The sequence below is a fragment of the Effusibacillus pohliae DSM 22757 genome, from assembly GCF_000376225.1.
In the GTDB taxonomy this organism is placed as follows: domain Bacteria; phylum Bacillota; class Bacilli; order Tumebacillales; family Effusibacillaceae; genus Effusibacillus; species Effusibacillus pohliae.
Window position 1 is genome coordinate 1 of the sequence record NZ_AQXL01000095.1, and the last position, 20917, is coordinate 20917.

The 20917-nt window shown below is 53.1% G+C and carries 24 protein-coding genes and 1 pseudogene; 22 read left to right on the top strand and 3 right to left on the bottom strand.

The window, feature by feature from the left end; translation table 11 throughout:
- The first annotated feature begins 263 nt into the window (after positions 1–263).
- Genes C230_RS19300 through C230_RS0103605 form a run of 10 tightly spaced genes read left to right on the top strand, consistent with a single transcriptional unit; the run spans position 264 to position 9491 of the window.
- On the top strand, positions 264–1223 hold the full coding sequence (locus C230_RS19300; RefSeq protein WP_018130667.1) for an aldehyde dehydrogenase family protein: 960 nt from the start codon (positions 264–266) through the stop codon (positions 1221–1223).
- Positions 1224–1239: 16 nt separating this feature from the next.
- Positions 1240–2022, top strand: coding sequence for an aspartate dehydrogenase (locus C230_RS0103565; RefSeq protein ID WP_018130668.1), 783 nt, complete (start codon positions 1240–1242; stop codon positions 2020–2022).
- A 16-nt stretch (positions 2023–2038) separates the two neighbouring features.
- A complete protein-coding gene (locus tag C230_RS0103570; RefSeq protein WP_018130669.1) occupies positions 2039–3334 on the top strand; it encodes an MFS transporter in 1296 nt (431 codons plus the stop codon).
- A gap of 60 nt (positions 3335–3394) precedes the next feature.
- Positions 3395–4699, top strand: coding sequence for an aromatic ring-hydroxylating dioxygenase subunit alpha (locus tag C230_RS0103575; protein WP_018130670.1), 1305 nt, complete (start codon positions 3395–3397; stop codon positions 4697–4699).
- Between the two features lie 20 nt (positions 4700–4719).
- Positions 4720–5229 (top strand): aromatic-ring-hydroxylating dioxygenase subunit beta, encoded by a 510-nt coding sequence (locus tag C230_RS0103580; protein ID WP_018130671.1) that lies wholly within the window; start codon positions 4720–4722, stop codon positions 5227–5229.
- A 24-nt stretch (positions 5230–5253) separates the two neighbouring features.
- Complete coding sequence (locus C230_RS0103585) at positions 5254–6039, top strand: 3-(cis-5,6-dihydroxycyclohexa-1,3-dien-1-yl)propanoate dehydrogenase (protein WP_018130672.1); 786 nt, start codon at positions 5254–5256, stop codon at positions 6037–6039.
- A gap of 14 nt (positions 6040–6053) precedes the next feature.
- Positions 6054–7013, top strand: coding sequence for a VOC family protein (locus C230_RS0103590; RefSeq protein WP_018130673.1), 960 nt, complete (start codon positions 6054–6056; stop codon positions 7011–7013).
- A gap of 14 nt (positions 7014–7027) precedes the next feature.
- Positions 7028–7861, top strand: coding sequence for an alpha/beta fold hydrolase (locus tag C230_RS0103595; RefSeq protein ID WP_018130674.1), 834 nt, complete (start codon positions 7028–7030; stop codon positions 7859–7861).
- Complete coding sequence (locus C230_RS0103600; RefSeq protein ID WP_018130675.1) at positions 7851–8651, top strand: IclR family transcriptional regulator; 801 nt, start codon at positions 7851–7853, stop codon at positions 8649–8651. Before C230_RS0103595 ends, C230_RS0103600 begins: the two co-directional genes overlap by 11 nt.
- Positions 8652–8672: 21 nt before the next feature.
- Positions 8673–9491, top strand: coding sequence for a dienelactone hydrolase family protein (locus C230_RS0103605; RefSeq protein ID WP_018130676.1), 819 nt, complete (start codon positions 8673–8675; stop codon positions 9489–9491).
- A gap of 64 nt (positions 9492–9555) precedes the next feature.
- On the opposite strand, the gene C230_RS19305 is transcribed toward C230_RS0103605, so the two are convergent.
- Genes C230_RS19305 through mntA form a run of 3 tightly spaced genes read right to left on the bottom strand, consistent with a single transcriptional unit; the run spans position 9556 to position 11691 of the window.
- The gene (locus C230_RS19305) at positions 9556–10833 is read right to left on the bottom strand and encodes an MDR family MFS transporter (protein WP_169332827.1); all 1278 of its coding nucleotides are present in this window, start codon (positions 10831–10833) and stop codon (positions 9556–9558) included.
- 47 nt (positions 10834–10880) lie between these two features.
- Positions 10881–11285: a type VII toxin-antitoxin system HepT family RNase toxin gene (hepT, locus tag C230_RS0103615; RefSeq protein WP_018130678.1), complete on the bottom strand. Its 405-nt coding sequence runs from the start codon at positions 11283–11285 to the stop codon at positions 10881–10883.
- Complete coding sequence (mntA, locus tag C230_RS0103620; RefSeq protein WP_018130679.1) at positions 11278–11691, bottom strand: type VII toxin-antitoxin system MntA family adenylyltransferase antitoxin; 414 nt, start codon at positions 11689–11691, stop codon at positions 11278–11280. Before mntA ends, hepT begins: the two co-directional genes overlap by 8 nt.
- Before the next feature lie 174 nt (positions 11692–11865).
- On the opposite strand from mntA, the gene C230_RS0103625 reads away from it, so the two are divergent.
- The 12 genes and pseudogenes from C230_RS0103625 to C230_RS0103675 form a co-directional block, all read left to right on the top strand.
- Entirely contained in the window at positions 11866–12588 is a 723-nt protein-coding gene (locus C230_RS0103625) for a cytochrome c biogenesis CcdA family protein (protein ID WP_018130680.1), read from the top strand.
- A gap of 98 nt (positions 12589–12686) precedes the next feature.
- Positions 12687–13262, top strand: coding sequence for a TlpA family protein disulfide reductase (locus tag C230_RS19310; protein WP_018130681.1), 576 nt, complete (start codon positions 12687–12689; stop codon positions 13260–13262).
- Positions 13263–13373: 111 nt separating this feature from the next.
- On the top strand, positions 13374–15146 hold the full coding sequence (locus tag C230_RS19315; protein ID WP_018130682.1) for an adenine deaminase C-terminal domain-containing protein: 1773 nt from the start codon (positions 13374–13376) through the stop codon (positions 15144–15146).
- 361 nt (positions 15147–15507) lie between these two features.
- Positions 15508–16443, top strand: a complete 936-nt coding sequence (locus tag C230_RS0103640; RefSeq protein ID WP_018130683.1) for a Phenylacetic acid catabolic protein — start codon at positions 15508–15510, stop codon at positions 16441–16443.
- 1 nt (position 16444) lies between these two features.
- On the top strand, positions 16445–16768 hold the full coding sequence (locus C230_RS0103645; RefSeq protein WP_018130684.1) for a metal-sulfur cluster assembly factor: 324 nt from the start codon (positions 16445–16447) through the stop codon (positions 16766–16768).
- Positions 16768–16986: a hypothetical protein gene (locus C230_RS0103650; protein WP_018130685.1), complete on the top strand. Its 219-nt coding sequence runs from the start codon at positions 16768–16770 to the stop codon at positions 16984–16986. The genes C230_RS0103645 and C230_RS0103650 overlap by 1 nt, the downstream gene beginning before the upstream one ends.
- Entirely contained in the window at positions 16979–17626 is a 648-nt protein-coding gene (locus tag C230_RS0103655) for a Phenylacetic acid catabolic protein (protein WP_018130686.1), read from the top strand. The genes C230_RS0103650 and C230_RS0103655 overlap by 8 nt, the downstream gene beginning before the upstream one ends.
- Positions 17616–17792, top strand: coding sequence for a PaaD-like zinc ribbon domain-containing protein (locus C230_RS23985; RefSeq protein ID WP_456151916.1), 177 nt, complete (start codon positions 17616–17618; stop codon positions 17790–17792). Before C230_RS0103655 ends, C230_RS23985 begins: the two co-directional genes overlap by 11 nt.
- Before the next feature lie 12 nt (positions 17793–17804).
- A complete protein-coding gene (locus tag C230_RS0103660; RefSeq protein WP_018130687.1) occupies positions 17805–18668 on the top strand; it encodes a 3-hydroxyacyl-CoA dehydrogenase NAD-binding domain-containing protein in 864 nt (287 codons plus the stop codon).
- Positions 18658–19392, top strand: coding sequence for a 3-hydroxyacyl-CoA dehydrogenase family protein (locus tag C230_RS0103665; RefSeq protein ID WP_018130688.1), 735 nt, complete (start codon positions 18658–18660; stop codon positions 19390–19392). Before C230_RS0103660 ends, C230_RS0103665 begins: the two co-directional genes overlap by 11 nt.
- Positions 19393–19422: 30 nt before the next feature.
- Positions 19423–20619, top strand: a complete 1197-nt coding sequence (locus C230_RS0103670) for a thiolase family protein (RefSeq protein ID WP_018130689.1) — start codon at positions 19423–19425, stop codon at positions 20617–20619.
- A gap of 114 nt (positions 20620–20733) precedes the next feature.
- Positions 20734–20917: pseudogene (locus C230_RS0103675) on the top strand (IS110 family transposase); the annotation flags it as partial.

Below are 20917 nucleotides of genomic sequence, written 5' to 3' on the forward strand. Positions count from 1 at the left end.
TAGCGTCCAAGTATCTCATCCTTTCCAAGCAGGGCACAACCGCCTGACCCAGGGAAATTTGATGGATGTGCTCGTGGCAACAATCATTTGTGCTCAAGGCGGCTGTGGCTAGTTTAAGCCTCGGGGTCGATCCCCCATAAAAAACACAACCTTCCTGTCCTGCTTGGTTTCATATTCGCTTATGGACGCCGAAAAGTAAATCGCTTTGGAGGACATTTTCATAATCATGTTGTGCCCCGCCAGGGGCATGGGGGTTTAAGCGGGTGATTCCTGCCATTCTCGCGGGGAACACGGTGGTTGTAAAACCGGCAACCGATTGCCCACTAACCGTTTTGGCTTGTCTGAAAGTGATTGAACCTCATTTTCCTCCCGGAGTGATCAATGTGGTTACAGGTTCGGGGACGCTGGTAGGGGAAGAATTGTGCAGTGATCCACGCGTCAGGACCATTGCATTTACAGGCAGTACGGAAACAGGAAAACGAATCATGAGTTTATCGGCAGGAACTGTGAAGAAACTGTATATGGAACTCGGCGGAAACGATCCGGCACTTATCCTTCCGGATGCGGTTCTGGACCAAACCGCAATGCAGCGTTTTCGCATGGGGATTTTGCGAGCTGCCGGGCAGGTGTGTTCCGCCATAAAACGTGTGTATGTACATGAATCCCGCTATGACGAATTCGTTGTGAAATTGACGAAAGAATTCCAGCGTGTGGTGGTGGGGAACGGGATTCAACCGGATGCCACAATGGGACCGATCAACAACAGATCCCAATTCGATTTTGTGACGGGACTGATCGATCGAACCAGGCAATTGGGCGCCAACGTTGTGACCGCCGGGCAAAAGCTGGATCCCGATACGTGGGAAGAAGGATATTTTATACTCCCGACCATTGTGACAGGTATCGACCAGCAGCATGAATTGGTCAGGGTGGAACAATTCGGGCCTGTGATTCCAATTCTCGCCTACTCCGATATCGAAGAGGCGATCCGGATGGCAAACGATACCGAGTTTGGTTTGCGGGCATCTGTCTGGACCGCTGACGAAGCGAAGGCGATCGAACTGGCGGACCAGTTGGAAGCGGGTGCTGTATTCCATAACAATCACACGATTTTTCAGGATCTTCGCCTTGATTTTCCCGGATTTAAGGAAAGCGGGCTGAGCCGGGAAACCAGATGGTGCGGATTGGAACTGTTTGCGGATTCCTATGGATTGGCGAACTGAAAACGGGGGATCGTCAATGAAAATAGGTCTGATTGGATGCGGAAATATCGGCAGATTTCTATTGCAGACCCTTAATATGGACAGAGTTCTACCGGACTGCCGGATTGAAGCGGTCTACGATGCGAGGACCAATCGATTGAAACATGAAGCTGAAACATATGGTGTCAGTTCTTTCAATGATTTTATCGCGTTTATTCAATCGGGCATCGACCTTGTTATCGAAGCGGCAAATATCCAGGTTGTGCAGGAATATGCTCCTGACATTGTCAAAAACGGAAAGGATTTGCTGATCGTCAGTGTCGGAGCACTCGCGGATGTCGCCTTCTATGACAGGCTTGTCCAGCTTTGTAAAACACACGGAAGCAAAATCTATCTTCCGTCCGGCGCCATAGGAGGATTGGATGTAGTGAAGGCTGCCATGGCGCTGGGTGAATTGGATTCGGTATCCATTACAACAAGAAAGCCGCCCCAAGCCCTTGGCAAAGAACCGATCGCGGACGAACTGGTTTTGTTTGAGGGATCTGCTGAAGAAGCTATCAAAATGTTCCCTCAAAATATAAATGTATCTATCATTCTTTCCCTAGCGGGGATAGGGGGTGAGAAAACACGGGTGACGATCATTGCCGATCCGAAAGTGAGGCGGAACAACCATTTTATCGAAGCGGCAGGTTCATTCGGGAAAATCACAGTAAATTTGGAAAACAATCCGATGCCCAACAATCCGAAAACAAGCTATTTGGCTGCGTTAAGCGTGTTGGCAACCTTAAAAAATCAAAATGAAGTGACTCGAATCGGGTGAAACGGGGGTCAAACCGATGTTGAACAATCAAAAACGCTGGATTTATATCGCACTGCCGATCTTCTTCTTCTGGTTTTTCGGTCAAATTGACAAGTTGGGCATCTCGGTCATCCAAACCGATCCGGGATTTTTGCAAGACCTGGGTCTCACCGGGCCCGACAAAAATGCGAAAATCGGCCTGTTGACGTTCGCATTTACTGTATCCTATGCGCTCTCCAATGTTTTTTGGGGATTCGTCATCGACAAAATCGGCGCGCGAAAAACGGCGATTTTTGGGGTATCCGTATGGACGGTTACGATGGTACTAGGGGCACTTGCTTCTTCGTATCAAATGTTCATGGTGAGCCGTATCATTCTCGGGATCGGTGAAGGAATGATGATTCCTGTTTGCGGCAAGTTTATCTCCAGTTGGTTCAACCGTCGGGAGATTGGACGAGCACAAGCCTCCTGGATTGCCGGGAACTATATGGGGCCGGCTATCGGAGCTGTCATATTGTCGCTGGTGATCGCAACAATGCATTGGCACGCGGCGTTCTATATCCTTGCTCTCTGCAACTTGTTCATTAACATTCCAATGTTCATTTTCTTGACGCGCGATACCCCGGAAGAACATCCTGGCATCAGGAAGCAAGAGCTTTCCTATATCCGACAGGCCGATCCGAATGAGCAGGGACAGTCAAAGCAGATGTTTGTGCAGGATTACCGTTACTGGATCGTTTGGATCGGCATGCTTGCGGCTTCCTTCCTGTTCTTTGGTCTCAGTATCTGGCTGCCGACGTATCTGATCCAGGCGAAACATTTTGCCCGTGAAGCGATGACGGGAATCACATCCTTGTCTTGGCTGTTCGCACTTGGTTTCGTGCTGGTCTGTGGATTTTTGGCTGACAAAACCAGACGTCCCGGTCTGCTTGCAACCATTTTGTTCGGCTTGTGCGCAGTTTTTCTGACAGTAGCCTCTGTTACGTCCAGTCCGATTATAGCAGGATTCTGCTTAGGACTTGCGATGGGAACGCAGGGTGGTGTATTTCACCTTAGTAACCTGTTCATTGTGAAATATTCAACACCCGAGACGGCAGGACGTGCGGCCGGATTGATGGGCTTCACCAACATTCTTGGCGGTTTTTCCAGCTACATCATGGGCTGGATGCGGGACAAAGCGGGCGGTGATTTCGGTCCATCGATTGTGATGTTGATTGTGGTTGCGGGAATCGGTGCTGTCGCCTATTTGTTCACATTGAAAAAAGAAGCGGAGGAAGTTCGCAAACTGAATGCGGCCGCCGCCGAAACGGTGCCGAAATCTAGTGCGGTATAGTCAACCGGAGAAAACCGGAACTCAAGCCGTTTTGATACAGACAGAGGGAGGGAGAGCACGATGATCAAACCGGATGTTCGGTTGGACGAGATGACGCGCGAGCAAGCGATTGAGTATTTAAACGAGACGGTTCGCCCGGAGGAAGGCATTATCCCTGCTTACATTCTAGGGGATCCTGTGGTTTACAAGCTGGAGCACGAAAAAATTTTTATGAAAACATGGGTGTTTCTTGGTCACGAATCGGAGATTCCCAACAAGGGCGATTATATGACGCGGGATCTGGCTGGCTATTCAGTTATCGTTGCCAGAAGCTATGATGGGGTGATCCGCGCGTTCTACAATATGTGCACGCACCGGGGAATGAAACTGTGTCGCGCCGACAAAGGAAACAAAGCGCAATTTACCTGCCCCTACCACGGTTTTACGTTCAAAAACAGTGGCGAATTGATCGGTGTGCCCTTACAGCAGGACATTTACGGCGGTCAGCTTGATTTCGCACAGCTGGCTTTGCATCAAGTGAAGATCGACACATACAAAGGACTTATTTTCGGCACGTGGAACGATAACCCACAGCCTCTGTCAGACTTTCTGGGTGACTTCAAATGGTACCTGGATATCGTCGTCGGCCGGACGGCGATGGAAGTGGTGGGACCACCGCAAAAATTCATCGTTCACTCAAACTGGAAAATCGGTTCCGATAATTTTGTCGGCGATTCGTACCATACGATGGTGACGCACGGTTCGATTGCCCAATTGGGGATGGTGCCAAGCGCCACCTATTCCAAAAAAGGATATCAGGTGTATACGGAGAACGGACATGGTTGCAATATCGGTATGCCAAATCCGGATTTTGCTTTTCCTGAAGAACTGATTCCGGAATATAAAGCGAACCTGTCACCGGAACAATTTGAATTGATGTCCAATGTGAAAAACATCATTGGCAATCTGTTTCCCAACCTGTCGTTTTTGGTCTCTCACACCAAGGTCAAAGGACAGTTGATTTCCAACACGACGCTTCGGCTCTGGAAACCGGTCGGGGTTGACAAGATGGAAGTGATCATCTGGTTCCTGGTGGAGAAAAACGCATCCGAAGACTGGAAAAAGCGTTCTCGGGAAGCGTTTGTCCTTACGTTTAGCCCGTCCGGTATTTTTGAACAGGATGACACAGAAGTTTTTACGGACATTACGGCTGCAGCATCAGGGGTTTTGCCGTTCATAAAAAATTTCAACTTCAATTACACGATGGGCATGCATCGGGAACCGGTGAAAGATTTCCCCGGTCCGGGTGTTGTGTATGCCGACAAGTTTTCGGAAGCAAGCCAGCGGAACTACTATCGTTACTGGTTGGAATTGATGAAAGCGTAAAAGAAAGAAGGTAGGGTTGAATGAACATGGAGATGGTGCTGGCAACATACGAATTCGAACAATGGTTGTATCGGGAAGCGAAACTGCTCGATGAGATCGACTTTGACGGATGGTTTTGCCTGCTGCATCCCGATGTACTGTACCAAATGCCGGTTCGCGTGAATAAGGAAGGAACGGAACGGCCGGACTATTCAACCGATATGTATGCGTTTAACGACGATATCGACATTTTGAAAATGCGGATTGACCGATTGAAAACAGATTACGCCTGGGCGGAAATTCCGCCGTCGCGGACACGCCGTTTCGTGAGCAACGTTCGGGTGATCGAATACATCCCGAACGAAAAGGCGGTCGTCAATAGCTATTTGCTCATTTATCGCAACCGGACAACCGACATTCACCATGACCTGATTTCCGGTGAACGACGGGATGAATTCACATGGGTTGACGGTGAATGGAAGCTGTCCAAACGCTTTTTCCTGGTCGATCAGGCAACATTAAATACACGGAATCTGGCAATTTTTGTGTAAACGCATCCGGGTAGGGGGAACAAAATGGCGGAATTAGCCGGAAAATCTGTGTATGTGACGGGCGGTGCCTCCGGCATTGGCAGAGCTGTGACCGAAGCGTTTATCAAGGAAGGAGCCACGGTCACGATTCTCGACCGTTCGGTGGAACGTTTGCGCGAGTTGGAACAACAGTTTGGCGAGGTCGTTCGGTGCATTGCCGGTGATGTCACCATGTACGATGACCATGTACGGGCGGTACGGATGGCGACGGAAATCTGGGGCAAGCTGGATGTGCTTGTTGCGAACGCGGGCGTTTTCGACGGGTTTGCAAAATTCGTCGATGTAACTCCGGGAGCGCTTGCTGATGCGTATGAAATGCTGTTTGCCGTAAACGTCAAAGGTTACTTTTATGCGGCGAAAGCGGCGGTCGACGAACTGAAACGGACGAATGGAAATATGATTTTTACCGTCTCCGGAGCCGGATTTTATCCTGATGGAGGCGGCGTCTGGTATACAGCGAGCAAACATGCGCAAGTCGGATTGATGCGCCAGCTTGCGTTTGAGCTGGCTCCCGATGTGCGAGTGAATGCGGTAGCGCCGGGTGGGACCTTGACAGCACTCAATGTCATCCGTCCGCTGCAGCCGTTTGTCAAGCTGGTGGATAGCGAAACGAAAGCGAGCAGCATCAGGCGGCGAAATCCGCTTCGCATCGTCATGTCTCCCGAGGATCATGTCGGAGCCTACGTATTGTTGGCATCCGAAAAATCTCGTGCAATCACGGGAGAAGTGATTTCGAGCGACGGCGGACTGGCCGTACGCGGTTTGGGTTAGGAGGAAAATCCACAATGGCGGAACCTTTGCTGGGCAACAATGTCATCCATCAAATCGCTTTTGTGGTCCGGGACATCGAGGCGGTCTCGGAAGCGTTTGCGAAATTGCTGGGTATCCCCAAACCGGCCTGGTTTTTGACGGGACCACGGGAAATTTCGCAAATTGTTTTCCGGGGCGAGCCGTCTGATGCACGGAGCAAATTGATTTTTATCAATACTCCATCTGTGCAAATCGAATTGATTGAGCCAAGTGATGCATCGAGCACAATGCGGGAATTTTTGGATGCCGTCGGAGAAGGCATTCATCATATCGCCTTTGACGTCGACAACATGAAACGATGTTTGTCGATCATGGAGGACCATGGATTTCCCGTCCTGCAAACAGGTGAATTTACGTCAAGCAAGGGAAGATACGCTTACGTGGATACCATGGATGCATACAAAACGGTCGTTGAGCTGTTGGAACGAGAGGAACCGCACGCAGTTTCCCAGCAACAGCGCAAAGATGGCGATGAGCAACCGCTGCTCGGAACGAACACGGTGGCGCAAATCGCATTTGTCGTCCGTGATATCGAGTCTGTCGCCGAAGCGTACTGTAGGTTGCTTGGGATCCCGAAGCCGCCGGTTCTTGCATCGGGTGCGAGCGATGCTGCGCAGGTGGTGTTCCAGGGCCAGCCAACGAAAGCACAAGCGAAATTTATGTTTCTTAACACGCCGCTTATCCAAATCGAACTGATCGAACCGGACGATTCACCAAGCACCTGGAAACACCACCTCGAGACAATAGGCGAAGGGGTTCACCACATTTCGTTCGTCGTCAACAATCTGGAAGAAAAAATCAGGGTGTTGGAACAACTGGGATATCCGATTATTCAAAAAGGGAACTTTTGGAATGGGTGGGGCAAATACGCCTACATGGACACCACATCTACGTTTAAAGTGATCATCGAACTGCTTGAAAAATTTGATGGATAGAAGGAAGATGAGGAATGCCATATATCCAGGTGGAAAATTTGACTATCCATTATAAAATAGAAGGGAATGGATCGCCTCTGCTGCTGCTGCACGGGATGGGGAGCAATTCCCGTTCCTGGAGAAATCAGTTGGAGGGACTAAAGGATCATTTTACGGTTATCGCCTGGGATGCGCCCGGGTATGGGAAGAGTTCGGATCCTTCGAAAGCGATCACCACATTTAAACAGTTCGCCAAAATTTTAAAAGGATTCCTGGAAAAACTGAACCTGGATTCCATTTATCTTCTTGGCCATTCCATGGGAAGTGTGTTGGCACTTGATTTTTGCTGTCTCTATCCGGAGGTTGTCAAAGCGCTCATATTGGCGGACGGCACCAGAGGAAACGCCGCGGGGGATGCGGAACTGAATGAAAGGAAATTGCGGAACCGGTTGGTTTCAATCGAAACGTTAACACCTCAGGAAATCGCAAAACAAAGGGTGGGCGAGCTGTTGGCTCCAAACGCACCGGAAGAAGTTCGGCGAGAGGCTGAACGTCTTTATTCGGAAATTCGACCTGCTGGTTACCGGTCGGTTGCATACTCACTATACAACGCGAATCAAACCGGTCTGCTTCCATTGATCAACATTCCCACACTTGTGATCTGTGGGGAGTTGGACAAGGTAACACCGGTTCGTGAATCTGAAATTCTTCACGCGGGTATTGCAAAATCGGAACTCGTCATTATCCCTGGAACAGGTCATTTGTGTTACCAGGAAAATCCGGCCGCGTTTAATCATCATGTTTTGGAGTTTCTGAAGAAACACGAGCAGATGTACTCGCGGAAAGGAGAGGACAGTGGTGCCATCTGATGAGAAGGATCGATACAATTCCAATTCCCTGGTGCGGGGCCTGGACATTTTAAGGATGTTCAATGCGGAGAATCCCACATTATCGCTCTCTGAAATTGCCAACCGGTTGGGAGTCAGCCGGACGACTCCGTTTCGTTTGTTGTACACGCTCCAAACCTTGGGGTATCTTAGGCAGGACGAACACACCAAGCGATATGAACTGACTCCGAAAGTCTTGGAATTGGGTTTTGCCTATTTAAGCACCTTGCAGCTTCCCGAGATTGCCAGACCGTATCTGGAACGGCTCCGGGACGAAACTGGCGCGTCCGCTCATATTGGAATTCTGGATGGCAGAGAAGTTGTGTATGTTGCGAGGGAAGCGGCAAGAGGTGTGACCACCGTTAACGTTACGATCGGTTCCCGGTTACCCGCCCATGCAACTGCGATGGGAAAAGTTTTGCTCGCATTCCAATCGAAAGAGCGTATAAAGGAAATTTTGTTCGGAACAGAATTGCAACCTTATACGAACTATACAAAAACAATGATTTTGGAGCTGCTTCAGGAACTGGAGACAATCCGGCAACAGCGGTATGCGATGAGCAATGGGGAGTTTGAAAGCGGGATACGCTCAGTTGCAGCACCCGTTTTTGACAGGAATGGTGAAGTGATTGCTGCTGTAAATGTGGCGGCCCCCGAGTCTGTATTGAGGGATGATTTTGTATCCGATACGGTACTGCCGGCAGTTCGCGAAGTGGCGGAAAAACTTTCTGTATTTTCCGGTTACCGTTTTTCCAAAAGTGCCAATCAGTAACAACCCACAGGAGGTTTCGACATGTCGCTAAATACGGACTGGTTGAATTTTGACGGCGGTGAGAGGAGTTACCGGTTGTATATCTCTCGTCCGGCAAACGCGGACACACCGCTGCCGGTTGTAATTGTGATCCAGGAGATTTGGGGTACAGACGCACACATTTTGGATTTGACCGATCGCTTTGCGAAGGCAGGCTATTTGGCTGTTGCGCCGGATCTGTATGCAGAAAATGGCCAACGTCCGGACGTGCTAAAAGAGGAGCGCATCGAACAAGTGAAAGCATTCCTCAATACTTTGCCGCCCGCTTCCTGGCACGACCCGATTGCCCGTGAAGCAGCATTGGAAAAACTGCCGGAAGAAAAACGGGAAGAGATCAGATCCACTTTTGCCGAACTCTTCGGCGGGTTGGCTCGCTTGCCGGAACGTCTTGAGATCTTGCAGGCGACGCTGCGGTTCTTGCAGGAATATAAGCACAGCCGTGGACAAAAAGTGGCCTCTGTCGGTTACTGTATGGGCGGCGCGTTGTCCGCTCTGTTGGCATGCAGGGAGCCTTCGCTCGCAGGCGCGGTGGTGTATTACGGCAACCTGCCGAGTAAGGAACAGATAAAAGGGATTCACTGCCCGGTAGCCGGTTTCTTTGGAAGCCTGGATGAACGCATCACCTCGCAAGTGCCCGGGTTTGCAAAAGCGATGCAAGAAGCGGGCAAATCCTTCACATACGAAATCTATGAGGGCGCCCATCATGCATTTTTCAACGACACGCGTGCTTCTTACCATGTTCAGGCATCGCGTGATGCTTGGGCCAAGACTTTGGTATTTTTCGAGGAAGTATTGGCATAAGAGTGTCTGAACGCACATGCCGGAGTCAACCTCCGGCTTTTTTGCATGAAACGACTGCCCGGCTTCAATGTTTCGTTTTCTTTCTCCACAGGACTGCCGGAGACAGCGTCCTCTCCGTTCGTTCCAGCAGCGTGCCGGACAACGGCCAGGCGAGTGCGGGCCAGAGGCGGAGGCTGTACAGAAGCAGCCCCAAAATCCCGCCCGCGATTGCGAACACCGTCCAGGGCAGATCCGGTTCGTTCAGGCGGCGGGCGAGGTTCATGATTTGCCCGCCCCCCACGTTGCCGAGCGATTCACCCAATCCCCAGACGAGTGCGGCGACCCCGAAATAGGTTCCGATCAGCCGGGGCTTGGCCAGTTGCGAAACGACTGTATCGACCGTCGGCATCACCATCATTTCCCCCAATGTGAAAATGGCGACACTCAGCAGCAGATGAAAAAATCGGCTTGACCACATGACCGTTCCCAGCCCAATCCCCATCAACACCACGCCCGAAGCGAGGATCAGCAGCGGATGCCAAATACCGGTGGTGAAGCGGGTGACGGGAGCTTGCAGAACGATCACCATGACGCTGGTCGCCGACCACAGCAGGCCGACCGTTTTCGGATTGGGCAGAATATCGGCCGCCCGCAGCGGAAGTGAGAAGGTCAGCTGCGCGTACAAAGCCCACACCAAAGCGGTGACCAGGCTGAATACAAGGAACGGCCTGTCTTTCAAGATTTCCCAAGCGAACCCCTTGTCCGGGACGTCGCAATGAGGCGCTGTGCAATCGGCCGGCAGCAACAACCGGTGCGTCAACGCGAGACCGGCGTGAATCAGGGACGCGGCCACAAACAGGCCGACCGAGGAACCGGCGGCGAGCAACGTCCCAAGCAGCGGACCGAGCGTGACTCCGATGTTGGCGGCGATGCCGCGGAAGGAAAAGGCGGTGGATTTATTGTGCTCGGTGGCAAATGTGGCAATCCCCGCTTTTGCCGGCGGCGTATAGATGCCCCCGCCGACACCGGTGGTCACCGAAGCGGCAAACAAGAAAGGCAGAGTCGATACAAAACCGTAGACAAACATACCGGCCGCCCGCAGCAGCAGGCCGATTACCAATGTCCGCCGTTGGCCGAGCCGGTCGCTTAGCCAGCCTCCCAGCAAACTGCCGACGAGAAACGAAATCGACCCGGCCCCCAGCACCATTCCCACCTCGGCGACCGTCAACCCTCTTTCTTTCGCCAGTATGATCGACAAAAGCGGCAAAATCAGATAATACCCCAAATGTGTAAACAAAATCCCGCTCAATAGCACCCACAGCGGCCGCCCAAACGAAAGGGACGCGATTCTCACAAGACTCACCTCGCGAGTAGCATCCCCTATTTCCGGAAATTGCAAACGATGCACGACTACCCGAGCCGCATCACATGATCGGCGAATGTTTTCAGATCCTGCAAGTGATGCTCAATGATGTTCCGTACGATGGCGAGGTTGACCGATTGATAATCGTGTACCGCGATATTTCGGAACCCCACCATCGCCTTCAACTTTGCGTTCATTTCGGCATCAATCAGCTTGTTTTGGTGCAACAGATCGAACGCATCGCGGCTGTTTTGCGGGATTCCAAGATTTTTTTCAGCGGTGATGTGCATCGCCAGGTCGATGCATGCCTGGCACGCTCTCTGGATGTTTAAAATAATAGCGTCCTGCTTTGTGAAATTTTCCAGATTGGCCGGGTCATCCTGGTACTCTTCGCGAATCCGTTTGATGCAACGGACGATCGTTTGGATTTTGTTGTAGACCACATCATTCACCGAATAGGGTTCCCCTTTCTTTCAGCTTGTCGAAGATGCATTGCCGTTCCTCGTTTAACAGCGCATACTGGCTCAGCGTGTTCATCTGGAACAATTTTCTTCTGTACGGGTCGCCGTCGTGGATGATCTTTCCGGTGCCGACCACTTGCGCCCTGAAAACCGTACTGGCTTTGTCCAGGTTGACCAGGTCGACTTCCCTTCCCAGCCGGTCTGCCAATTCCTGTGCCAACAGAAAAATTTCGTATTCGTTCACCTTGTAATCGGTCAAAAATGCGATGTCAATGTCGCTTTCCGGCGTCATCGCGCCTTTGACGGCAGATCCGAACAGGATCACCAGGTATGGGGAAATTTTTGCTTGCAACAATTCCACAATCCGATTGATGTCCGACTGGCCGATCTGGTTCATAACGCACCTCGCGGATGGATGGTGAAGAGTATGTAAATTATATCATAGAAGTTGCCTGCCACGGGGTGGGTCGGCTGGAGGGCATGACCGCCGCAAATTCGTCTTCTTCACAGAAACTTCACGATTGTTTCGCTATAATGGGAACAGGAGCTGAAGCGGAAGAGGGGGATCTGGTTGTTCGACACCACAAATCCGAATTTTATGGTCGCGTTTGCGGCAGGTGTTTTGTCGTTTCTTTCGCCTTGCTGTTTGCCGCTATATCCCTCGTACATTTCCTACATTACGGGAATTTCGTACGACAAAATGCAGGGGGAGCGGGACAGGTTTGCGATCCGGCGAATGGCGCTCGTCCATTCGTTGTTCTTTGTGTTGGGGTTCTCGGTGATTTTTGTTGCGTTGGGCGCGAGCGCCGGGCTGGTCGGCCGGCTGTTTGTCCAGTACAAGGATTTGATTCGCCAGATCGGCGGCATCGTTATCATTGTGATGGGGCTGTTTCTGGCGGGCGTCATCAAGTGGGAATCGCTGATGAAGGAGCGAAAATGGCATCTGCGGAACAAGCCGGCCGGGTATTTCGGCTCACTGCTCGTCGGAATCAGTTTTTCCGCCGGTTGGACGCCCTGCATCGGACCGATTTTGGCGTCCGTTCTGGCGATTGCGGCCACCGATCCGGCCAACGGCACCCGGCTGATGATCGCCTATTCGCTCGGGTTTGCGATTCCGTTTCTGATCCTAGCCTACAGCCTCGGTTCGGTTCGCTGGCTGCTCAAGTATTCGGGTGTGATCGCCCGGATCGGCGGGATCGTGATGGTGCTGATGGGGATTTTGCTGTACACGAACGCGATGACGGCGATCACGATCTATCTGGTTCGCCTGTTCGGCGGGTTCACGGGATTTTGAAAATTCAAGTCCAAGTGACGGAAACGGTCGCGTTTTGGCACTGCGGGTGCCAAGTGTGCCAAGATGGGAACTTCGAAAAAGATACGCGGAGGGCAGATATGAAAAACTGGAAAATGATGCTTGGCATACTTGTGGCGGGTGTGGCACTGTCCGCCGTCTTTATGAATATTGGCAACCAGGGAGCAAAACAGGGGCAGGGGACTCCGGCCGGCCAGCAGCCTGCCGCCGGGCAGCAGCAGGCGCTGCCGCAACCGGGTTATCCGGCGCCCGATTTTGCCTTGAAAGATCTGGAAGGCAACACAGTCAAGCTGAGCGATCTGAAGGGCAAGCGGGTGCTGATCAACTTCTGGGCGTCCTGGTGCGACCCGTGCCGGAAGGAGATGCCCGACCTTGTGAAAAAATCGGAAACCTACAAGGATCAGATCGTGTTTCTCGGCATCAACCTGACCAATTCGGACCAGGACGCGCAAGCCCGCCAACAGTTTTTGCAGGAATTCAAGGTCAAATATCGCAATTTGCTGGACGAGGATGGGGGTGTGGCCACCGCGTACCAGGTGGTGGGCATTCCGACGACGGTGACGGTTGACCCGAGCGGTGTGGTCGTCGACCGCCTGCAGGGTACCATGTCGGAAGCGATGATGGAGCGCGTGATACAAAATCTTCTGAAAAAATAAGGAGTTGGGCCGTGTTTGTAGGACGGCCCATTGGTTATCCTGCTTTCTTTTTATCATACCGACTGGTCGCTCGGACGGATTCCTGGTACTCTTGAACCAGGAGGGGATCGAATGATGGAGTGCCAAAGGCGGTTGCGTGCGCTCGAGATCGATACATATTTTCAGTTGCTGGGTGTGGCCAAGGGGAAGGTCAAGGCGGATCTGTACCTGCATGGGGCCACGGTGATCAACGTGTATACGGGAGAATTGCAAGCGGCTAACGTGGCGGTGAAAGGCCGGCATATCGCCTATGTCGGACCATCGGACGCGATGGTGGGACCCGATACGGAAGTGGTCGATCTGACGGGACGCTATCTGTGTCCCGGTTACATCGAACCGCACTGCCATCCGTTTCAAGTGTACAACCCGGAGTCGCTTGCCCGGTATGTCCTGCGGCATGGCACGACGACACTGGTGAACGACAATATGGGCCTGTATATGCTGATCGATGAAGCGAAGTTTCTGCGGTTGATGGACGAGATGGGAAACTGGCCTGTCAAAATGCTCTGGAGCGCCAGGCTCGATCCGCAGACGCATGCGGAAGAATTTGCCCCGTTTTTTGCGCCGGATCGCATCCGGCGTCTGCTGGATCATCCTTTGGTGGTGCAGGCGGGAGAATTGACCGGGTGGCCGCAGCTGCTGGGCGGCGACCGGCAAATGGCGGAAAATCTGCTGTACGCGTTGCGGATTGGAAAACGGGTCGAGGGACATCTGCCGGGCGCTTCGCTGGAAACCCTGTCGATGCTGGCCGCAGGCGGCATCACGGCCGAGCATGAGGCCATAACGGCGGAGGAAGCGCTGCGGCGGCTGCGCATCGGATTGTGGACGACGCTCCGCTACAGTTCGCTGCGGCCGGATCTGCCGCAGATCGTGAAGGGGCTCGCCGATTACCGGGGAAATACGAGCCGGCTGATGATGACGACAGACGGCTCAACTCCCGCTTTTTTGCAAGACGGGTATACGGATGCGATGCTGCGGGTGGCGATCGAAGCGGGCATGGATCCGGTCACAGCCTATCAGCTGGTGACGATCAACCCGGCCACCTACTACGGACTGGACGGCGAAATCGGCGGCATCGCCCCTGGCCGCCTGGCTGACGTTCTGGTGCTGGAGGATCTGGATCGGCCGACTCCGGCGGCCGTTTTGGCCGAAGGACGATGGGCAGCTCGGGGCGGTCAATTGTTGGTATCGTGGGCGGGAATCGGCTGGGAGGCGGCCGGCCTTGGCAAACTGCAGGAAAATTGGCGGGCGTCCGAGTCCGATTTTTCTATGGAAGCGAAGTTGCCGGTGCTACGGTTGGAAAATCCGGTGATCACCCGCCTGCAGACGGATGCCCGGACGGAACATTCGCCGGCCGCTCCGACGCTCTCTGACGGTGTGCTGCACGCTGCCCTGTTTGCGCGCGACGGGAGTGCGATCGTCGAGGCGAAAATCGTCGGCATGGCCGACCGGCTCGACGCGCTTGCCAGCTCCTACACCGCGGCGAAGGGAATTTTGGTGATCGGGCAGCATCCGGCGGCGATGGCCCGGGCCGTCAACCAGGTGCTGGAAATCGGCGGCGGGATTGTGATGGTGGAGGATCAAGAGATCCTGTTCGAACTGGAAATGCCGATCCTTGGGGGCATGTCGACGCAGGATATGGAACATTTGATCGAGCGGGCACAGACGTTTGAGAAGCTGTTGCGAGAACGGGGCCACGCCCATTACGATCCGATTTACACGCTGCTGTTCCTGTCGTCGACCCACCTGCCGGAAGTGCGGTTGACGCCGGAAGGGGTTTTGCATGTGAAAAGCCGAGAGATTTTACGCAACCGCAAATTGTTAAACCGCAATCGAAAGGACTAATCGGTAAAGATTAGTCCCTTTACATTTCATGCAACCTATTCATTATGCATTATATACGAAGAGACGAAAATCGCAATGCGTTATCCGGGGGATCTCATAACAAAACCTCCGCTATGCGCCTCACTCGCGTTTCCAAACAAAAAGCCATCCTTACTTGATCACTTGAAGTGGATAGCAGCCGGAAGAAAACGAATGGGATATGGTGCTGTGTGTTAGATTGAAACAGTGGGCGAAAGCCCATTGTTTCAATTTTTTTTTTTTACAAAATTTCATTCTTGAGCTTGACAGAAAACTCAAACATCATTATATTATGAAATACAGACGGTAATCAAAAAAACGTAATATAGAATGGAGGGTGAATATGGATCAAGGGGCACTGCTCAAGGAAAAAGTGCACGAAGGCTTTGTCGTTGAGACGATCGAGGACATGAATGTGGAGTATCTGAATGCTTTGAAACAGACCCTGTTGATCGTGGGGGATACGGAGCTTCTCAGCGTACCCCCGCTGTTGAGCGTCTATGACAAAGCTCCGACGTTAAACAGCAAGATCACCGCGCTCGCTGTGATCCAGGACGAAATCGGCCATGCGCACATCGCTTACCGGTTGCTTGCCGATCTGGGTGTGGACACGAAAGAACTGTTGTATCACCGCGAACCGCATAAGTGGAAAAATCCATATGCGTTCGATTTCCGGCTGACCACCTGGATTGAGGTTGGCGTTTTCAACGCTTTTTTTGACCGGGCCGGTTACACCTTGCTGGGTGATGCGTATGAACACACGTCTTATGGCCCCTGGAAGCGAGCCTTGGTCAAGGTGGACAAAGAGGAATTGTTTCATCTGCGGAACGGGGAAATCATCATGCGCACGGCGATGGAAGATCCGGAAAAACGGGAGGAAGTGCAGCGGGCAGTCGATTGGATGTTTCCGATGGCACTTGAATTTTTCGGGGTGGCCGACGAACTGAAATCCCGCTCGGCGCAGTTGGATTATAAGCTGAAAGGGAGAAGCAATGACGAGCTGCGCCAGAAATGGTTATCCACAGCGGTTCCGTTCTGTGAATCGATCGGCGTCAAAGTACCGGCTCATTATGACGAGGCGACGGGCAAATACGTGCTGGATTTTCCGTTTCCCTGCAAGTTTGACGTCGAGAACAGGAAGTGGCTGTTCGATCAGCCCGATACCTGGGAGAATGTGATCGCCCGCTTCAAGCAGCGGGGTCCGCAAAACCGGGAATTTGTGCAGCAGATTCAGGCAGGGGCACTCGCTATGCAAGCGCTCCGCGAAGAGGTGGTATGACGTGGCTGCCATCAATCTGTTGGAAAGACGGTTGTGGCAAGCGCTCAAAGAGGTGTTGGACCCGGAATTTCCCGTCAGTGTGGTCGATATGGGACTGATTTACAAGATTGAGGAACAGGATGGCCACGTCGTCGTCACCATGACGTTCACAGCCGTCTCCTGCGCCTGCATGGACTGGATCGAACAGGATATTGAAAAACGGCTGCTGCGAGAACCTGGCGTCCGGTCGGTGGAAATTCGCGTGGTGTGGGATCCTCCCTGGACGAGCGAGCGATTGTCGGAGGAAGCAAAACAAAAGATGCGGCGTTGGGGGGTTAGCGTGTAATGGAATATGACGTATTTGCGCGGATTCACCGGGGTGACAGTTTGCTGCACATCGGAACTGTGGAAGCGCCCAACGATGAGCTGGCGCAAGTATACGCCGAGTATGTGTATGACGAGGAAGACTGGGTCGAGATGTGCGTAGTTCCAAGACCATCCATCCGTTGGGTCAGGCGGCCGAAAGGGATCCTGGGGAAAGAGGAGGTACAGATCGATGGCTGAAAAATCGGCTGGAATCGATACGTTCATTGAAATTATCGAGACGATCGCCGACAACAAGTTCGTTCTCGGGGACAAACTGGTTCACATTGGTGTGAGCGGGCCCAATCTGGAGGCCACTCTCGCCGCAATCGCGATGGCGCAAGGAGAATTGGGGCACGCCAGGGTGCTGTACTACTGGGTGTACGATTTGCGGGGAACCGGGGGGAAGAAGCCGGACATCACCGCCCAGACAGGCAAGGCCTTTAAAAGTGTTGTGCAGATCCACGATTGGATTACGTTGATCGCGGGCCTGTACACAGTCAACACCGCCCTTGACCTGGTGCTGCGGTCGATGCTGGCAGCCAACCGATCCGATGTGGCGGCGCGAATCCACAAGCTGATCAGGGAACAAAGAGAGCATATCATCTATTCGCGCGGATGGGCTGAGCAATTGCTGCAAGATCGGGGAGCGATCCCGCGCAAATTCCGGGAAGCTCTCGATGCTGCCGCGTTGGAAGTGGAAGCATGGTTGAGCGCGATCGAGAACCGGCAGGTGCTGACAGAAGAAGGATACATGGTGAAAGATGCCGCCCTGCTGAAACGGTTCCGGGATGAAATGGCCAAATCGCTGGCGCGCGAGGAGATCGCGCATGCTCATTGATCGCCCGCCCTGCTGCCCATTTTGTAATTCGAGCGAGGTATCCCTGCATTCCCCCTTCGGAACGGCGCAACTTGTTCGGCAATATTACTGCCATTCTTGCCGCAGCGTGTTTGAATACGTCCGTTGGCAAAACACGGTGGAAGAAATCGGATTCGACTCAGACTGAAACAGAGGGGCGATGCAGGTGGAAATCCGTTTGATCGGAATCGTCGGTTCGGGCACGATGGGAAGCGGAATTGCCCAGGTCGCGGTCCAGCAGGGGTTTCATGTGTTGCTGTACGACGTACGGCAAGAAGCTCTCCAGACATCCCTGGCAGGGATCGCTGCGCGAATTGACCGGCTGGCGGAAAAGGGAAAAATTCCGAAGGAAGCGGCGGAAACCGCCAAAAACAGGATTCACGTGACGACCGACCTGGAGCAAATGGCGTCGTGTCAGGTTGTGATCGAAGCGGTGCCGGAAACGCTCGACATGAAACAGCAACTGTTCCAGCGGTTGGACGACTGTTGTCCGCCGGAAACGATTCTGGCGTCGAACACTTCCTCCTTGTCGATCACGCAAATTGGGAGCGTTGTCGAGCGTCCGGAACGGGTCGGCGGGATGCACTTTTTCAATCCGGTGCCGTTGATGCCTTTGGTGGAAATCGTGCAGGGGATTCAAACGTCTGACGCGACTGTTGAGACACTCAGCCGGTTGGCTGTCGATATGGGAAAACATCCGGTGAAATGCAAAGATACTCCCGGGTTTATTGTGAATCGGGTCGCCCGCCCCTATTATAATGAAGCGTTGCGCATCCTGGGGGACGGGGTGGCATCGGTCGAGCAAATTGACCGGATCATGAAACAGGCGGGCAAATTCCCCATGGGTCCCTTTGAACTGCAGGACCTGATCGGGATCGATGTCAATTTTTCGACCACCCAATCGGTTTTTGCCGGCTTTTTCGGAGATTCCCGGTTTCGACCGCATTTCTATCAACAAAGGCTGATGCAGGCGGGCCAACTCGGCCGCAAGTCGGGAAGGGGATACTACCGTTATGAGGGATAAGACAAACGTCCTGGTAATCGGTTCCGGCCCCTTCACGGACCGATTGCGACAGGAGATCAACAGAATCCCGTTCCTTGAGTGTGTGGACATCCAGGCGGTCGAGCGTCGTGCTCAGATACCGCAGATCGTTATCGAAACGACGAATGTGGAGTTGGAACGGAAGCAAGCCCATTTGATCGAAATTGAACCGTTGCTCGACCGCGATGCTCTGATTTTGTCCACTACTTTGGCGATTACGGCGACCGAAACGGCTGCCCGGTTAACGTACCCCCACCGGCTGGTCGGTTTCGGGGCGCTGGGCGATTGGGAGCAATTTGATTTGATCGAGATCGCCCCCGCGCTGCAAACAGATCCCGTTTCTGTCAAGAAAGCGGCGGAATTTTTCGAGAGCCTCGGAAAACAGACGGAAACGGTCGCCGATGAGGCGGGGCTCGTGTTCCCGAGGATTCTGGCGATGATCGTGAACGAAGCGGCCTTTGCGTGGATGCAGGGGGTCGCATCTGTCGAAGACATCGACGCGGCCATGAGAAAGGGTACCAACTATCCTCTGGGGCCGCTTGAGTGGGCGGATCAGGTGGGAGTGGACGAGATCTACGCGATCGTGTGCGGGCTTTACCGGAATTTGTGTGAGGACCGTTACCGGCCCGCTCCGATTTTGCGAAAAATGGTGCATGCCGGTTGGCTCGGCAAAAAAACAGGCCGGGGATTTTATTCCTATTCATGATGTTCATCTGCTGGAAAGGAGCTGCCAAATATGATGGATGCAGTCATTGTCGATGCGGTGAGAACCCCGATTGGCAGGGTGAATGGCGCTTTGCGTGATGTTCGGCCGGACGATCTGGCAGCTCACGTAATTCGAGAACTGCTGGCGAGAAACCCGGTGGATCCCGATCGAGTGGAAGATGTGTTTTTCGGCTGCGCCAATCAGGCGGGGGAAGACAATCGGAATATAGCGCGAATGGCGGTGCTGTTGGCCGGCCTGCCGGAGACGGTTCCGGGCGTCACCGTCAACCGGTTGTGCGCATCCGGCCTTGAAGCTGTGAACCAGGCGGCTGCGGCGATTAAGACGGGGATTGGGGACATTTTTATCGCCGGTGGAACGGAGAGTATGACGCGCACTCCCTATGTGTTAATGAAGCCGCAGTTGAGCGGTGAGAGAGGCAATCAGACGTTGTACGACACCACGCTCGGCTGGCGTCTTGTCAATCCCGCGCTGGCGAAGCAGTACCCGCCCATCAGCCTGGGCGAGACGGCGGAAAACGTGGCCGAGCGATACCGGATTTCACGGGAGGAACAGGACGAATTCGCTCTCGCCAGCCAGCAGAAAGCGCTTGCGGCGATCGCCAGCGGATGCTTTCGGAAGGAGATCGTTCCGATCGCAGTCCGGCAGGGGAAGACGACCGTGAGTTTCGACACTGACGAACATCCGCGGCCCGATACGACATTGGAAAAGCTGGCGCAGTTGAAGCCCGTATTCAGGCAGAATGGAACGGTGACCGCAGGCAACTCGTCCGGTATCAATGACGGCGCGAGCGCACTGTTGATCATGGAGCGTCACACGGCGAACAAACTTGGCTTAACCCCGATGGCGCGGATCGTCACCTGGGCGGCGGCGGGAGTCGACCCGGCCTATATGGGCATCGGGCCGATTCCGGCTGTCAGGAAGGCGCTGCAACGGGCCGGTCTCACAGTCAACCAGCTTGACCTGATTGAAATCAACGAGGCGTTCGCTTCGCAAGCGATCGCTTGTGTGAAGGAGCTTGGATTTGACTGGGAAAAGGTCAACGTCAACGGTGGAGCGATTGCGCTTGGTCATCCGCTTGGATGCAGCGGAGCCCGGATCGTGACCACGCTTGTGCATGAAATGCAGCGAAGGGATTGCCGCTATGGGCTGGCGACAATGTGCGTCGGCGTGGGGCAAGGGGTTGCGACTATTATTGAAAAATTGTAAGGAGCTATTCCTGTGATGAATTAAAATGCGGTTTGCAAAACAAAAAGCGCCTCCTGTATGCTGGGTCTCGGAATGGTTGACATTCACTGCCCTAATTAGAGGAGGACGCTCACTATGAAGTTTAACCAATCGAACAAACAAAATCAACGGATTTCGAGAATTTCTGAAACGACTCTGGTCATTGGAACCGACATCGCGAAACACAATCACGTCGCTCGTGCCTTTAATTACCGAGGCATCGAGCTCGGCAAGCGTTGCCTGTTCCAGAACGACGAAAATGGCCTGTTGAACCTGCTAG